Annotated in this window: 12 protein-coding genes and 1 pseudogene; 8 read left to right on the top strand and 5 right to left on the bottom strand. The window is 46.5% G+C overall.

Annotation, left to right across the window (positions count from 1 at the left end):
- The 8 genes and pseudogenes from AK963_RS35475 to AK963_RS16900 form a co-directional block, all read left to right on the top strand.
- A pseudogene (locus AK963_RS35475) lies at window positions 1-176 on the top strand (IS256 family transposase); the annotation flags it as partial.
- A 354-nt stretch (window positions 177-530) separates the two neighbouring features.
- Window positions 531-2,489 (top strand): type VI secretion system Vgr family protein, encoded by a 1,959-nt coding sequence (locus AK963_RS16930; RefSeq protein ID WP_066016627.1) that lies wholly within the window; start codon window positions 531-533, stop codon window positions 2,487-2,489.
- Window position 2,490: 1 nt separating this feature from the next.
- Complete coding sequence (locus AK963_RS16925; RefSeq protein WP_066016626.1) at window positions 2,491-3,081, top strand: DUF6931 family protein; 591 nt, start codon at window positions 2,491-2,493, stop codon at window positions 3,079-3,081.
- Between the two features lie 3 nt (window positions 3,082-3,084).
- Window positions 3,085-3,387, top strand: coding sequence for a PAAR domain-containing protein (locus tag AK963_RS16920; protein WP_083232712.1), 303 nt, complete (start codon window positions 3,085-3,087; stop codon window positions 3,385-3,387).
- Between the two features lie 184 nt (window positions 3,388-3,571).
- Complete coding sequence (gene tssJ / locus AK963_RS16915; RefSeq protein ID WP_066016624.1) at window positions 3,572-4,039, top strand: type VI secretion system lipoprotein TssJ; 468 nt, start codon at window positions 3,572-3,574, stop codon at window positions 4,037-4,039.
- A 73-nt stretch (window positions 4,040-4,112) separates the two neighbouring features.
- Entirely contained in the window at window positions 4,113-5,405 is a 1,293-nt protein-coding gene (gene tssK, locus AK963_RS16910) for a type VI secretion system baseplate subunit TssK (protein ID WP_274520532.1), read from the top strand.
- A gap of 12 nt (window positions 5,406-5,417) precedes the next feature.
- On the top strand, window positions 5,418-6,242 hold the full coding sequence (gene icmH / locus AK963_RS16905) for a type IVB secretion system protein IcmH/DotU (protein WP_066016622.1): 825 nt from the start codon (window positions 5,418-5,420) through the stop codon (window positions 6,240-6,242).
- A gap of 208 nt (window positions 6,243-6,450) precedes the next feature.
- Window positions 6,451-9,573: an ImcF-related family protein gene (locus tag AK963_RS16900; RefSeq protein ID WP_175404551.1), complete on the top strand. Its 3,123-nt coding sequence runs from the start codon at window positions 6,451-6,453 to the stop codon at window positions 9,571-9,573.
- Between the two features lie 336 nt (window positions 9,574-9,909).
- On the opposite strand, the gene AK963_RS16895 is transcribed toward AK963_RS16900, so the two are convergent.
- The 5 genes from AK963_RS16895 to AK963_RS16875 all read right to left on the bottom strand — a co-directional run bounded on the left by AK963_RS16895 (window position 9,910) and on the right by AK963_RS16875 (window position 15,957).
- Window positions 9,910-11,499, bottom strand: a complete 1,590-nt coding sequence (locus AK963_RS16895) for a FadD3 family acyl-CoA ligase (RefSeq protein WP_066016620.1) — start codon at window positions 11,497-11,499, stop codon at window positions 9,910-9,912.
- 345 nt (window positions 11,500-11,844) lie between these two features.
- The gene (locus AK963_RS16890; protein WP_066016619.1) at window positions 11,845-12,942 is read right to left on the bottom strand and encodes a ferredoxin--NADP reductase; all 1,098 of its coding nucleotides are present in this window, start codon (window positions 12,940-12,942) and stop codon (window positions 11,845-11,847) included.
- A 13-nt stretch (window positions 12,943-12,955) separates the two neighbouring features.
- Window positions 12,956-13,705, bottom strand: coding sequence for a glucose 1-dehydrogenase (locus AK963_RS16885; protein WP_066016618.1), 750 nt, complete (start codon window positions 13,703-13,705; stop codon window positions 12,956-12,958).
- Window positions 13,692-15,392 (bottom strand): FAD-binding protein, encoded by a 1,701-nt coding sequence (locus AK963_RS16880; protein WP_066016617.1) that lies wholly within the window; start codon window positions 15,390-15,392, stop codon window positions 13,692-13,694. The genes AK963_RS16885 and AK963_RS16880 overlap by 14 nt, the downstream gene beginning before the upstream one ends.
- Before the next feature lie 49 nt (window positions 15,393-15,441).
- The gene (locus AK963_RS16875) at window positions 15,442-15,957 is read right to left on the bottom strand and encodes a flavin reductase family protein (protein ID WP_066016616.1); all 516 of its coding nucleotides are present in this window, start codon (window positions 15,955-15,957) and stop codon (window positions 15,442-15,444) included.
- Between the last annotated feature and the right edge of the window lie 289 nt (window positions 15,958-16,246).

Below are 16,246 nucleotides of genomic sequence, written 5' to 3'. Positions count from 1 at the left end.
GCGTCATTCGTAAGGCGATCAAGAACCGGAAGATTTTTCGGACTGATGAGTCAGTCATGAAGGTAATCTATCTGGCCATGGAAAAAGCTTCCGAGAAATGGACCATGCCGATCAGGAACTGGAAAGCAGCCATGAACCGGTTTGAAATTATGTTTCCTGACCGGTTCAAGGAGTAATAGTTTTGGTGGCGTTTACACAGAATTATTTACAGGCTCGATTTTCTTATTATTTTTTAAAATATACACAACATTTATTTCTTAAAACTTCTTATAGGCTTTTCCATGTAAAAACTAGCCTTTCAGTCAGATAGAATCTATTGTATAAATCTGGTTTCAGATAGTGATCTAAAAATAATAAGGCAGCAGACTTATAACAAACAACCTTATTACATCAATCATCGTTTATATCACCATCTGCAACTATTTTTTCCATTACCAAACGTATAACCGTTTTTTATAATATACTCTATGGCTCCTGTACACTATAAAAAATTGACTTTTAACCTTTCACAACAAACCGGTATGCTTTAAATGAGTAGTGTTTTTTTACCGGACAACAGATCTCTTGTTGCTGAAGACAGTTCGGGAAATAAATATATCGCTATAAAGATGGAAGTCAGGGAGAAACTCAGTGAACTGTTTACAGCAACGGCGACCGTGTTAGTAGACCGTCATAGCAGTAGCGAGAGCGACCTGATGAACAAGCCTTTGACCATCAGCTATCGTCCCGGTTATGAAGCACAACGAGACACTCGATTTATTATCAATGGTTACGTAAATGAGCTTTGGAAATATTCAAAGGAAAATGGTGAAACTTTATGGGAGATAGAGCTGGGCCCCTGGTTATTTGAACTTGGACTGCGAAAAAACAGTCGAATTTTTCAGAACATGGATTTCCGGGAAATTATCGATCAGATCTGCATGGAATATGACTTTGATACGTCGATCAGGTTTGTTGATTGTGATGATGCAGAACCCCGTATATTTTGCGTTCAGTATCAGGAGACTGATCTTGAATTTATATCCAGACTCCTCAGTGAAGAGGGTAAGCTCTACTATTTCACTCATTCTGATGACAGTCATACCATGGTAGTTGGTTCAAACAATCAAGCTTTTACCGAGTTCAAAGGTGAACCTGTTGAATATGGCGAAGAGGCCAGTGATAAAATCAAAAGCCTGCGTCGCTGGACTCCCGTTTATCACCCCCATTATGGCGGTGAAGCTGTCGCTACCGGGTATAACCGTGAGCAAGCAGCAGTGATCAGGAGTTCAAGCGTCCGATCAGACATAAGCTCAGGAATAACGCCTTCCAGTGGCACTACGCTTTGGGATTCCCGCATTGGCCACCCGTCGCTGGCTGACCAGACAGCCCTGAACTTTGTTAACCAATTATCTTCCTATTGCGCCAATTGTACGAGTTCGCAACCTCAACTGCGCTCTGGTACAAAGTTTGAGATACGCTGTCATCCAGATTCTGACCAGCAGGGAGAGTATTATATTGATCAGATCACTCATCAGTTTCATTGCGCTGTGACCGAACAATCTGAAAACCGGCAAAAGGAATATTCCAACGCCTTTACCTGTATCAATATTGACTATCCTTTTGTCCCTCCTGTCCTCAGCAAGCCCAGAATTTACGGCATACAAACGGCGTTGGTTTCAGGACCCGACAGTCAGGAGGTTTATCATAATGAGCAGGGGGATATTAAAGTTCGTTTTCATTGGGATACCTCAGAAACAACAGAGGGTGATCAATGCTCCTGCTGGATACCGGTGGCTCAATCACTGGCAGGGACTGATTTTGGAGCCTCGGTATTGCCTCGTGTCGGACAGGAAGTAGTCGTCTGTTTTATTGATGGCGACCCCGATCAGCCTGTAGTGACAGGGAGCCTGTTTAACGGTCTTCACAAAAGGCCCTACGATGAAGGTCATTTTACCGGGTTTAAGACCCTCTCCATGCCGGATGGCACTGAAGGACACGAGGTGAGGTTGAACGATACCAAGGATCAGGAAGAATTTTACATTAGAAGCCAGAAAGACATGCTGCTGGAAGTTGTCAATGACATGGTCTCCACTGTGGTTGGCAATCAAACCATGAATACAGAAAAGAATCTGGCTTTTTCATCCGGAGCTGATCTAACTATCGAATCCAAAGCTAATGCCAGCTATTCATCTACTTCTGACACCATGGTCAAGGGACAGAAGATTACTATTGAAGGGAGTTCAGGTATTACTCTTAGCTCAGGGAATAGCGAAATCAATATCGGCCCATCAGGTATTACCATAAAAGCGACCCGTGTGACGATTGAATCCGATGTGATGACCAAGATCAATGGCAAGATGGTTAACATTAAGGGTGAACTGGCAGCTCTCAGTGGAGAGATGGTTGATATCACGGGAAAAATGGTCACTTCCAGTGGTGACGCCTGTGTGAGTTTAAACAGTGACGGGGTGTTGATTATTAATGGTAAGTTAACCATGGTTAATTGAGATGATGAGTGCCTTGCTGTCTGATGACCTGCCCAGACTTCTGGAACTGTATGATTTTGATGAACCGCTTGTCGAGCTGGCACAAGAGGTGAATAAGCCAAGCCATCTGCTTTCCGTTTTGTTGACTGAACAATGCTTTGGCGCTGCAATCACTTTTTTAGCGCATTGCCTTAAAAAAGATTTTTCCATTACCTGGGGTTACGCTTGTCTGAATCATGCTCCCGTGTCATGGAGCAAACAAGAGATAAATGTCCTTGAGGACATTGAATCCTGGTTAAAGGAACCCACGGATAATCACCGTCGGATACATGAAAAAAACCTGCACGTTCTTGGCGTAAAATCCCCTGTTGCCTGGCTGGGACAGGCAATATTCTGGAGTGGCGGAAGCATTACTCCCGAAGGTGCACCGGATGTCAGCCCCAGTCCCTCCTTGTTCGGTCAGGCGGTATCCGGGGCTATTCAACTGGCAGGACTGGTTGAGGATGCCAAACATAGCAATACGCTCTACCCTCGATTTATCAACCTGGGAATCAGGCTGGTGGAGGGTATGCAAAAAGATGATTTACTCTCTCTTTCACCGGAAGGAATATAATGTATGATGCCTGCAGCCCGTGTTATGGATATGCATATGTGCCCGATGCAAACGCCCGCAGTGCCTCCAATACCGCACGTAGGAGGGCCGGTGTTACCATCGACTTCTGTGCCCACCGTGCTGATTGGTTGCCTACCTGTGGCTGGCGCTGGCCAGCAGTGCGTATGTGTTGGACCACCGGACTTGATTGTTGGCTGCAGTAAATCAGTGCTTGTAAATAAACGGCCACTGTCCAGGATGGGAGATTCCACAGCTCACGGAGGAGTTATCGTCATGGGGTGTCCCTCAGTATTGGTGGGTGGTTGAATTCAACGGCAAGAGCAGGAGCTCGATTTCTCATTTTTCAACCTGAAAAATGCTTTATTACTTGCAGCAAACAATACCAGGCAAAAATACACTCTCTTTTATTATCCAATGAGGTGGTAATAGGAAAACAGGTTTTCTCACAGTTAATAATTCAGTTGATGTCATTTTTTAACCCGGAGACGCAATGATCAGATATGCCATCAAGTTGCCATTGGCTTTGTTATTTACCACACTTATCGGCTGCACCAGTGGACTAACGCCAAAAAAAACCATTAGAATCAACATAAAAGCCAGTGAACAATTAAACCCATATTCGGGCGTTGAGCAACACCCTTTGTTTATTCAGGTTGTACAACTAAAGAACATTGATCACTTTCAGTCTCTTGATTTCAAATCTTTATATAATGAGCCTGCAAAAGCACTGGGAGAAGATCTGATCTATCTTGAACAAACTTTTCCGATCAAACCCGGAGACACGGTTACCAAAACCATCAAACCTGAGCCTGATACGGACTTTATTGGATTACTTTATTTTTTCAGTAACTTTGAAAAGGCGACTACACGGCATTGGCTCCCTGTTCAGCCCAGAAAAAAACAGTGCTTTAATATTTTATTGAATAACACCAAGGGGCTGATAGAGCGCTGCAAGTGAAGAGTCTATTTTCTGATAATTCCCTTTATTTTATCGTTGATATCTGAGGACTGATATATTGAAACCCTATCCTGTGTGCTGGCTTGAAGGTGCTTTCATGACCCCCCAGCACTTTCAACAGCAAAACCGATTCACACAGTACCTTGCGGGTCAGTATTATGAGCTGATGAACCCGGTTTGTTTTGGCTTTACCTCATTGGAAATTGATGTAGAGTTGTTGAAATCAGGCAAGTTCTGCATCCGTTATGCCAGAGGAATACTTCCGGATAACACCCCTTTTCTTCTCGATGAACCTTTAACCACCACGCCTCCACCAGCAACCAGTGACGCTGTTGTTACCCTTGTTTTACCAGTAACCCGTGAAGGCTGTTCAGTTATTGGTGATTCAACACAACATCGTTATCGGTTTTATTCTCAGGATCTGGTTGACTGTGTTATTCCCGATGCTCCCGTTGCCCATGTAGATATGGCCCGTCCAAATTTTCAATTAAATTTTTCCGGTAAATCCACGGAAGGTTATGTGGGCCTGAACGTAGCCCGGATTTCCCATTTTGATGGTAACGGTGCTATTCAGCTGGATAGCAGCTTTATTCCTTCCGCCATTAATTTACACATATCCCGTGTTGTAATGGATAAGGTGGAACAGCTGTTTGGTAGAATCAACCAGATGGCCAGTGCTGTTGCTTTCAGGCTGGATAGTGGCAAGAAGTTTAAAAGTGAGTATTCATTATTGCAGGATCGCTTATGGAGTATGTGTTTTAGTCAATGGCAGGCACGCCTTGCTGTTTTGATGTCACGCCCTCACCTTTTTCCCCACGAACTTTATCATGAGCTTTTCTCCATGGCTGGTGGGCTTTCTGGACTGACTGGCTGTGAAATCCCCACACCAAAAGCCTTACACCCGGATTTACTGGGCGATGTTTTACCAGAAATATTCGAACAACTTATTAATGCAATGGATGTAGTCTCTCGCGACTCTGTAATGGAAGTCCCACTTGACCACTCTGCCTTCCAAATGGAGAGAATCCTGGCAGCTGCCATACCCACAGCTCTTGATGCAAATGTTCAGTGCGTTCTTTCTTTTGAAATTCCAGGCGCTGATTCAGGATGGCTAATGGCCAATATACCCCGGTTTGTGACGGTTGCGCCCCAGCACAGGATTCAATCACTATTAAAAGCAGCCATATCGGGACTCAAACTGAAGCCATTGGCGATGCCTCCGATAGAGTTGTGTTTACCGAATTGCCAGACTTTTGTCATTGATCTCAGCGACCCCCTGATCAAAGACTGTACCCATCTCGCTCTGCATTTTGATAAACAGCTGGGTGATCCGAACGTCAGGCTTTTCATGATTCAAACGGCTTGAGGAGGAATCCCCATGTTCGACAGTGTTGCCAATCCTGATGATGACAGTCCGGATAGTGTTCTGCCTGAGCTGCCGGAGAATGAGCTTGACCCCATAAACGGTATGATACCGATTCATACCGGAAATCTACTCGTAGATGGAGCATTGCCACTGCTGACTCTGATCAATGCTATTAAACGGCTCGAGTCACCCACCAGCATTTCCGTCTTTTACGATAGTATCCAGAACCAGCTGCAGCACTATGAGAGAGAGGTTCAGCATCGGGATATAAAGCAGGCTGCGTTGATACTTGCAGCAACGCTGGATGAGTTAATCATGGCAACATCCTGGGGAAGCCGTTTCTGGCTGGAAGAAACATTGTGCAGTCGTTTATTCAAAAGAAGGGATGCAGGCAGATATGTCTTTGAGATTATTGATGAGAGCCTGAAAACTCCTGATAAACATATGGATCTGTTATTTCTCTCTTTTATCTGTTTCAAGTTTGGCTTTAGTGGTCAGTTCAGTGATGGAAAACGGGAAGGACTGAATTCACTGCAGGTAAATCTCTATCATCTGTTCATAAAGCAGGGTGTATTGCAAAAAATGAAGCTGGGGTTCAAGTCAGCTCAGAAAGAATTCCAGCCCTTAAGATCGTTTCCCTATCGACGAACCCTGTTGTTTTTTTGGGGTACTTTTATCTTTCTATTTATGATTGGTGGCATTTTGATCTATGAGCAGAAAACTATTGGTATTGTCACACTCGAAGATGCCCGGAATGTTTCAAACCAACCGACTGATGGTTATCAATTAACCACTACGGAAACTATTTATGAGCACTTATTTAATAAGAATCCTTAAGTTAACGTGTTTTATTGTGGGGGCTGTTTCTTTAGTCCCACTGGCTTTGCTTGCATTTGTCCTGAAATGGATAATCACTTTTTACTCGCTGATCGTAGGTGGCTGTGTTTTTCTTTGCTTCGGATTATGTTTTTCCCTGCTGCAGAAGCGGAGTGAACGCCATGAGCGTGAAATACATAGCTATATATCCGATTTTTTAGCCAAGAAAGTGAGCCGTAGCAATCGATACCATCGGCCATTATTTCTGGTTTTTTCTGATAACAACCAGGCTCTGGATCAGCTTTTTCACACCCTGGGGCTTGAGCTATTCATGCCTCATATTGCCAAGGAAAAGTTTGTAGAGGCCTGGCACGGTAAAGAGTGCTTATTGCTCCATATCAATAAACTGAAAGCACTGGAAGATAACAACCTGAGCTGGAATACCATGCTTGCCCTGGTGAAAAGCAGTCGGCCTCGGCAGCCTTTTAATGGCGTTCTTTTTGATTTACCATTGGACATTCTCTCAATGCCCCCCGAAAAGCAGGAAGCCTATTTTGGCTGTATCTATAAGCATTCCTGCCATGCAGCTTCTTCATCACAGCAAAAACTGCCGACCCTCTTCATGTTCTCCGGAATAAGCCAGTTAGCCGGGTTTGAAAGCTTTTGTAAAAGTCTGCATCGGGATGAACTTGTCAGTCCATTAGGGGCTATTCGACCAAAAGACAGTACTGCTGACATTGGGCACTGGTTTTACTTATCCTGGCAGAAGCTGCTGCAACAGATATTTTTTCGTCAATCTGAATTCATCGGACTGATTTACAATAGCCAACACGCTGCTGATGATAGCTTGGAAACGCTGTTTCAACTGTCAACGTTCGGCAGTCAAATACAACCGCTTGTCACTCGTTATTCTGAATCCTTACTAACTAACGGGATAGATATTGCCGGATATTTCATCTGCCCGCCAAGTAATAGCACCGATAACAGGCGTTATGATTGTGTAGCCACCTATTGTCATTCCCGTTTTTCTTCAGGTGGCAGGGAGAAATTCGAGACCGCCAACTCTGAGTATCAGAGTTCATTCCTGCGAAATATTTTCCAGCACTTTCTGTCTCCAATGGCCGCCAGGGCTGGCGTAAGTAAAAAGGCTCAATTTTTATATCGAGTGTCAAGCCTCTGTGGTTACAGCTTCTACTGCCTTTTGCTGTATCTTTCCGGCTGGTGGTTATACAACAACTATCTTGCAGGAAAGGAGTTTACTAATCAGACAAAACAGGTTATCCGGGCTTACAATACCAATACGGATCTGCTGGTGCATGATCAAGGCCGGATCAGTTCACTGCCCGTTATGCTGGAGAAGCTCAATTCACTGGCAGACTTACTTGAAGCCTATGAGCAATTACCCCGGCTGTTAATGGCCAGCCGTCAAAGCCTCCTGCCTTTGCAGGAAATGCTCAATAATTATTATCATGAGCAGCTGCGGTTAAGGCTGGCACCTTATCTGATTAACACGCTGGCCAATGCACTGAAACTGCAGATTCAAAAAGGAGGCACACTCGCAGTTTTTGAAAGTCTACGGCTTTATATGATGCTTTTTGACCCCTCCCAGCTAGTGACCGGTGAATTGATCAACCGTTCCGTCCCCCTTCTGGCAGAGTCGGCTGATTTAAACCCATTGTCGGCTAAAAGACTGGAAAAACACTTACAGGATTATCTGGAATTGCATGATTATGTCACCTATGCACCGGATCCCGCTCTAATTCATAAGGCTCGTAGCCCATTACACGGCATGACCGAAGCCCTTTTGATCTATAGCCGGCTCAAGGTAATGCAAGATTTCAGACAAACAATTCCTGTAGCTGATCTGATGGGGCCTCATTTTAACCATGTTTTTGCAATAAGTAATGACGCTTCCTGCACAATGAATCAGCCTTTACTGTTCACCGCCAGAGGATGGAATAATAACCTGTTACACCCCGACACACCACTGGTTATCAGCAGCATTCAGGATATTCTGAAAATGCAGGGGATTGATGACCAGGTTTCTCCGGAATTAGCGGTAAACACCATCAATTTGATCAGAAGGCGGTTTGCCCAGGAATATATTGCTTACTGGCAAAAACTTTTGAGCTGTATTCATTTACGTCCATCAAATTCAGTCAATGAACTCACCGATACAGTGACTTTCCTTGCCCAACTGGGTGTTACGCCAATGACGGACGTCTTGGAGGTTGTTAAAGCCCATACCAAGTTCCACATAGCTGAAACCAATGAATCCGGTCACGAAGATGAGAAAACAAGAGAGGGTAAAAATATTCTGCTTAACTATAATAAATCAACGGATGCCTACAATCATAATCAATATCTTGCGTTTGCATTTACTGATTATCACCGCCTTATTGATGAAAACAAAGGCGAAGAATTTTTCCGAAACCTACATAAGCATCTGGAAGAAATTATTGAAAACCTTATTCACTTACGCAGTGCTGAGAACCCCAGGGAGGTTGCTTTCAGGCAGGTTCGGCAGTTGCTAATCGGGCATCACCCCGTGCAATTGCTTTCGTTGCTGGCTGAAGGTCAGCCGGTGGCCGTCCGGCAATGGATCAAACAGCTGATATCACAATGGGGAAATGTCTATTTCCGGCTCGCTAAACAATATATAGAGAATCAGTGGTTAAAAGAGCTGGTGATTCCATGGCATCAATCTATTGCCGACCGGTTCCCGGTTTATGGCAATGGCTCACTGCAAATAGAGCCTGACAAATTTCACGCTGCTTTCGGACCAGCAGGCTGGATAGCAAATTTTTATTCCTACTATATCGAGCCTTTTCTGACCAACAACAACCGGCTTCAGCTTTCCGAGCATGAAAGTTTCCGTTTCACCCCCGAATTAAAGGCTTTTTTTAGCCGTGCTGAAGTTATTAAAAAATTCTTTTTCAATGGCACTGGAGAGCTTGTCGATACATTTTTATATCTCAGGATATTTTCATTGAGTTCAGATTCTACTCATTACCAGCTGGAAGATGGATATAACAAAATACTTTATCGCCATGGCCCTACATTGTGGCAGAAAAGTATTTTACACACGGATGAAGATGAACGAGTACTGACCTCATCATTTCATGATGCAGGCCAGCAGCAGAGTGTCCGAACTTACTCTGGTACATGGGCATGGTTCAAGTTCATACGTGAATCGGTTCAGGAGAAGGGTAATGGCAAAATGCTCACTCTCCATCATACACAGGGCTCTTATCAAGCTGCAATTCATATTAAATCTGCTCCTGACAAAAACATTGAAGCCCTGTTAACCAGTTTTAAGCGCATTTCCATACCAAAATCCGTTTTCTTTTAAGTAGCTGGCCATATGAAATCGAATATTGCTGGCTACCTGAGCAGGTGCTATGCAAGGCGCAACGGAGGGAGCATAACCTCTTTATGCTCTATGGGTATTTGCTATGTAACCGGCGTTGCAATGCAGCCCGACTGCATGAACCCAGAAGCCAGGAGTCTTTCCCAGAATAGCGCCCGGTAGCGAGGATGGCAGAAAATTATTCGACCAATTTTCTGCCACCACACGACTGCATGGATGCAGGAATTAGAGCAACGCAAGAAGCAGTTGCCTGGAGCACCTGAACCTGGAGCACCTGAACAGTGAGTCAGAAATCTATTATTTCATAAGGTTAGCTGCTTAAGCCTGCTGATGGTACAGTTTTGCCTTTTCACGCAGTTCAAACTTCAACACCTTGCCGGATGCATTGGTTGGCAGGCTATCCACAATGGCCACATGTCGTGGCACTTTATAGTTTGCCATTTCCTGTCGACACCAAGTCACCACATCGTCCTTGCTGAGACTCTCACCGGAAACAGGAATGATATAGGCCATGGCCACTTCCCCCATTCTTTCATCGGGTACACCAACGACAGCCACCTGGGCAATGGCCTTATGGTTACTCATCAGGTTTTCAATTTCTGCCGGATAGACATTGAAACCGCCGGTGATAAACATATCTTTCATCCGGTCAGTAATCTTCAGGTAACCCTGCTCATCCATCACCCCGATATCTCCGGTATGCAGCCAGCCATTCGCATCGATGGCCTCAGCCGTCGCTTCCGGGTTTTCAAAGTAACCCTGCATCAGGTTATACCCCCGAATAACAACCTCTCCGGGAGTACCAGCAGCAACTGTACTTCCTTCACTGTCAACACAGCACACCTCAATACCCGGCATGGCACGGCCGGAAGTATTGGCAATCAATTCCGGGTCATCACCTGCACGACAGATAGTTGCAAAGCCGCAGACTTCAGTGAGGCCATAAGCCGTGATAATGGTGTCAAAACCAAGTTCATCACGCATTTGATGAATCATGGATACAGGAATTGCTGCTGCTCCGGTGACGGCAACCCGCAGTGACGCCATATCAAATCTGTCCAGCTGCGGATGAGCCAGGATCGATTGATAGAGCGTCGGAGGTCCCGGCAGTACCGTCACTTTTTCGTTCGATACCATCTGCAAAATGGTGGGTACATCGAACACCTGCAGGGGTAATATGGTACAGCCCCTCATCAGGGCTGACATCCATCCCGCCTTGTAACCAAAAGAGTGAAAGAATGGGTTAACAATTAAATAGCGATCCCCTTCCTGCAGACCGAGAATCTCACTGTAGTCTTCAACAATCCGCAGATTCTGGCCATGACAGGTCATCACTCCTTTCGGCTTCCCGGTGGTTCCAGAAGTAAACAGCAGATCAGACATGGTGTCAGGCGATAGCTGCTGCTGCCTGTCCTGAACATCTGCAGGACCAACGTCATCAGACTTTTTCAGAAAATCGTCCCAGGAAATACAGCTTTCAGTTCCCTGGCCACGGAAGGTTACCATGGTCTCCAGCTCAGGCAGTTGTTCACCCTCAAGCATGGCGGGATACTGACAGCCGAGAAACTGATCAATACAGAACAGCAGTTTCGCACCACTGGCACGGAGCACATACCCTGCTTCAGAACCCTTCATCCGGGTATTCAAAGGAACGAGTGCTGCTCCGACGGTCTGCAGTGCAGAAGCCGCCACTATCCACTCATAAATATTGGGCGCCCAGACCGCTATGCGATCCCCTCGCTCGATCCCCATGGAAAGCAGAGAAGCAGCTGCTTTTAGCCGAAGTTCATTCAGCTCTGTAAAACTCAGCGTAATATTTTCATCTTCAACCGCAGACCGGCTACCATAGGTATCAGCTGCGGCATCCATCAGATCAGGAATTGTATTTACTGCTTGCAGATCAATCATAACCGGCCGTTCTTATTTTTTTGAACCACAGAGATCACGAAGCTCACAAAGTAAAAGATAATGTTTTCCTCGTTCCCACATTTCAGCGCAGGAACAAGGATGGATCTGTGCGCTTTGTAAGCTTCGCGGTTTAAAAAGCTTTTCTTTCTTTGTGCGTTTTGTAAGCTTAGTGGCTTATACCAATCGAACTTTCTAACTCCCTATTGCGCTGAAGATTTGAGCCTTAATCCTGCGTTGGCGATCGTCGCCATAGCTCTGGCTATGACTCCTCACGCCGCCTTGTCTTAAGGCTCAAATCTTCATGCTCATCACGGGAGTTAGAAAGCACGATTGGTATTAAATGGCTCAATCGGGGAACTTGACCTTGACATCATTGGTCAATGGACGACTCTGACAGGCTAATGTCCATCCCTCCGCCAGCTCAGCTTCTGAAAGCACCTCATTCAGGGCCAGCTGGGTCTCACCACTTTCTACCATGCACATACAGGCACCACACATGCCTTCTTCACAGGATGCCGGCGCATCAAGGTCCACTTTCTGCATGGACTGAAGCAGGGTATCCCCTTTTTCATAGGCCACTTCATGCACCTCACCGTCCAGCTCAGCGACAAACTGAGTGGTTGTTGAGCCTTCCGCAGCAGCCCGCGCTTCCTCGGCAGCCGCTTCTGCCTGATCGGGATCCGGTGGAGATACAAAGCGTTCAGTATGAATCCTTTCACGGGGCTCACCCAGACCGATCAGGGTAGACTCAACCGTATCCATGAAAGGGCCGGGACCACAGATAAAGTACTCACCATTCTCATGTCCGCTCACCAGCTGCTTCACCATGGGCTGGGTCAGGAAACCGTGAACAGAGTCCAGAATATGGACCACTTCAAGACGATCAATATGGTCAGCCGCAATGGCTTTCATTTCATCCTTGAAAATCACCGACTGATCATCACGATTAGCGTATATAAGCTTGATCCTGCGATCCGTTGTTTTAAGCGCTGACTTGAGAATCGAGAAAACAGGCGTAATCCCGGAACCACCACCAAAAAGGACAATATCCCCCGGAGGCGTTTTATCAGTGAGATGGAACAGCCCGGCCGGCACCATCACTTCAATCAGATCACCCGCTTTTACGACATCATTAATCCAGTTGGAAATACGACCACCATCCACCCGCTTGATGGTCACCTTATGTTCCGGATCCACATGAGGGGAGCTGGCCAGAGAGTAACAGCGGGTCAGCTGTTTACCCTGATAAGGCACTTTCAGCGTCAGGAACTGACCGGGCAGATATTCAAACTGTTCCCTGGCCTCTTTTGGAATACTGAAGACCACGGACTTGCTATCGTGGGTTTCTTCGATGACTGCAGCTACTTCCAGACGATGGTAGCGCTGTTTTGGTGCACTCTCTTGTGCCACCTCTTGAGCCGCTATAGCTTCTGAACTACTCATCACTCAACTCCTGTCAAAGCCCTGATACCGTCTGGGCGTTATCAATTTTCAGCTCACTGCCGTTGATAAACCTGGATTCGTCTGATGCCAGGAACAATACCAGATTGGCAATCTCTTTCGGATCACACATCCGACTTTTCGGATCGTTTTTTATTTCTTCCGACTGTGGCCCGCCGGTAAAGGGCTGAGTCATGGGGGTATCAACCCCATCGGGATGAACACTGTTACAGCGTATCCGGTAGCCCCGCTCGCGGCAGTGGATCGCCACAGCGCGGGTCAGAGCAGTGACTGCCCCCTTGGAAGCAGAGTATGCACAGAAATGTGGCATACCTGCCAGTGCTGCAACGGACGACATATTAATAATGGAGCCGCCACCGGTCTCTTTCATCGCCTTTACGGCATACTTACAGCCAAGAAAATAACCATCCGCATTAACCCGGTTAATCTTCTGCCACAGCTCGAGAGAGGTATCTTCAATAGAGCCCGGAATCAGAATTCCGGCATTATTCACCAGCACATCCAACCGACCAAATACGTTCAGAGTCTCTTTTATGACGTTCTGCCAATCTGCTTCACTGCTGATATCCTGACGGATAAACAGGGCATTTTCACCAATCTCTGCAGCCAGCGCTTTACCCGCGTCTTCATTCAGATCTGTCAGTACCACCTTCGCACCTTCAGCAGCGAACAGCAGTGCATCTTCTTTACCCATACCACTGGCAGCACCGGTGATAATACAAACCTTTCCATCAACCCGCTTCATGAACTGTCTCCTTACTGTCTGACTGCTCTGCTGTGTTTACCAACACTTCATCTACTTTGGCAACGCTGCTGCCTGCCCGGCGGCCGGAAAAGATGCAATCCGCTATAGAAAGACCGCTGACGTACAAATTAGAGGCGACACCGATGGCATTTCTACCAGCAGAGTAGAGTCCGGAAATCTCTTCACCCTGTTGATTCAGCACCTGTCCCGTCGCCTCATTTACTTTGAGACCGCCCAGGGTAATCATTGGGCACGGGAAAACAGAACTATTGAAGGAAATATCCATTGCATACCAGGGGCCCTGATCCAGAGGCGCCAGAAATCCGCTGGACTTACCTAACTCATCTTCTGCAAGGCCATTTGCTGCATCGGTATAACGCTGGATTGTGTCAGCCAGTACACCTTCAGGAACCTTAATCTTTTTCGCCAGTTCAGCAATTGAACTGGCCTTCTTGCAGTTCAGATACATGCTCATCAAGGCTGGAGCAGTCTGAAAAAACCAGATCTTACCTGGCAACACCTGATTAAATGCCTGTTTGAAGAGGTCTTTATTAAGAATCAGTGTTGCACGGCCATTGTGATGCTCAACCATCTCATAGCCCAGTTTGGCCCCATAAACCTCTTCATTGCAGTAACGCTTGCCGTGATCATTAACCACAATCCCCTGTGCCCAGGCCAGTGGGGGGTTAATAAATCGCCAAGCACTCAGCTTATCCATTCGATCAATCGCTGCATCCGCGCCCATGCCCATCTGAATACCACTGCCGTCGCAACCTGTGGTTCCCAGTGATAAACCTTCCTGATATTTTGGGCCGTACTGTTTGACCATTTCACGGTTAAAGATGAAACCACCCGCAGTCAGAATCACCCCTTTTCTGGCGCGAATGTATTGAACAACTCCGGCACTTTCTTCGAGAGCCCGAACCTTGCCACGGACCTTGAAAGCAAGCTTGGGAGAATAATTATGAATAGCCGTCGCCAGATTAGACCACCGTTTATGACTGCGCGCTGCTTTAGTACCGGGCATCAAACGACGAACTTCTACACCGAGTACTGCTCCGGATTCATCACACACCAGACGACGAACATCACTTTGAACCTGTAATTCAACCCCCCTGGCGAGGGCGGAAGCTTTTAACGGTGCAAACAGAGAGGCACCGGAAAGACCCGGACCTTTCGCCCGATGTCCCCGGGGAGCAGGCTTCGCATGCTTTGCATAACTTCCGACCGCCTCATTACCGGAGTAATAGAGATAGTACTTATCACTTGGATAGGACGTTTTCACCGGTGGGATTTGACCAGAGAACTCAACGTTATGGCTCTGCAGCCAACGCAGATTCGTCGCACTCTGATCACAGAAGCGCTTAAGTGTTTCCTCTTTTACCGCATCCCCAGTCTCCTGCCTGAGATAGTTAAACATCTCTTCCGGGGTATCCTCAAAGCCCTCGGCTTTTTGAAACTCGGTACCACCACCCGAGTAAACGACGCCACCACTGCGTGCTGTAGCACCTCCACCAAAAAAGCGATCCAGAGCCAATACAGAAACACGGTGGTAACGAGCCTCAAGAGCAGCCGCCACACCCGAACCACCAAAACCAACCACGACAACATCACGCTCATCGTGCCACTGGATCTGGTCAGCACTATCTACCTTTAAAGCATTTCGTTCTTCGGATGGACGACTCATAAGGTCTCTCTTCTTTTTATTATTTTTTATATAAAAAGGGGTGACTAAATCAGGCTGTTACCGCCTCGGCAGAGGTCGTATAACGGCCATCAACATAAATCAACGGACTGATCTCTTCGCTGTTCTGAATCTGTTTGATACGACCTATATAAATCGTATGGGTACCGTAACTGTATTTCCCATCCTGCTCACAGATCAGCACTGACTGGGCATCACTCAAATAAGGAAGCCCTTCTTCACTGTCCTTCCAGTTGCCCGTCAGAAAGCGGTCTTCCCCATGGGCCTTACCGCCACACATGGCAGAAACTTCTTCCTGGTCACGGCTGAGAATATTGACGCAGAAATCCACACCTTCTTCCAGGAGCGCATGCATGGCCGTGGACTGATTAACACAAACCAGCAGTGAAGGAGGCTCAACAGACAATGAGGTTACGGCGGTAGCTGCCATCGCATGGCGCTGTTCACCATTAGCGGATGAAATCACCGTCACTGAACTGGCCAGACGGCGCATGGACTGAAGCATCTCTTCTTTCAACGGTTCTTGGCGCTGTTTGGAATTATTCATTATCCGCTCCTGGATCAATTCGCTGGGAATGATTTGCTAGCACTTACAACAGCGCTGCCTGAATTGTGTCGTTGTGGCTAGACAGCATCATCGTCCAAGGGGACTAACAGCTAAAATGATACTTCAGGCAGAGAATACAGTTAATCAGGCATGTACTATTTACAATAGTCCGGACAGTTTTCCGAAATAGGCAACCATGAGAGGAATCAACCAGAGTAGAGAATCCTAATAATCTATCTGTTGATACCTCCTCTCATGGAAATCATAGTTAAGTCTGCTCTGGACAGTA

The sequence above is a fragment of the Endozoicomonas atrinae genome (genome assembly GCF_001647025.1).
Taxonomy (GTDB): domain Bacteria; phylum Pseudomonadota; class Gammaproteobacteria; order Pseudomonadales; family Endozoicomonadaceae; genus Endozoicomonas; species Endozoicomonas atrinae.
The sequence above is the reverse complement of the archived record's forward strand: the minus strand, read 5'-3'. Positions and strand labels throughout refer to the sequence as shown.

Coding starts and splice junctions, on each gene's coding strand:
- AK963_RS16925 (WP_066016626.1), top strand. CDS start 2,491: ATGATGAGTGCCTTGCTGTCTGATGACCTGCCCAGACTTCTGGAACTG.
- AK963_RS16930 (WP_066016627.1), top strand. CDS start 531: ATGAGTAGTGTTTTTTTACCGGACAACAGATCTCTTGTTGCTGAAGAC.
- AK963_RS16885 (WP_066016618.1), bottom strand. CDS start 13,705: ATGAAGCGGGTTGATGGAAAGGTTTGTATTATCACCGGTGCTGCCAGT.
- AK963_RS16895 (WP_066016620.1), bottom strand. CDS start 11,499: ATGATTGATCTGCAAGCAGTAAATACAATTCCTGATCTGATGGATGCC.
- icmH (WP_066016622.1), top strand. CDS start 5,418: ATGTTCGACAGTGTTGCCAATCCTGATGATGACAGTCCGGATAGTGTT.
- AK963_RS16890 (WP_066016619.1), bottom strand. CDS start 12,942: ATGAGTAGTTCAGAAGCTATAGCGGCTCAAGAGGTGGCACAAGAGAGT.
- AK963_RS16920 (WP_083232712.1), top strand. CDS start 3,085: ATGATGCCTGCAGCCCGTGTTATGGATATGCATATGTGCCCGATGCAA.
- tssJ (WP_066016624.1), top strand. CDS start 3,572: ATGATCAGATATGCCATCAAGTTGCCATTGGCTTTGTTATTTACCACA.
- AK963_RS16875 (WP_066016616.1), bottom strand. CDS start 15,957: ATGAATAATTCCAAACAGCGCCAAGAACCGTTGAAAGAAGAGATGCTT.
- AK963_RS16880 (WP_066016617.1), bottom strand. CDS start 15,392: ATGAGTCGTCCATCCGAAGAACGAAATGCTTTAAAGGTAGATAGTGCT.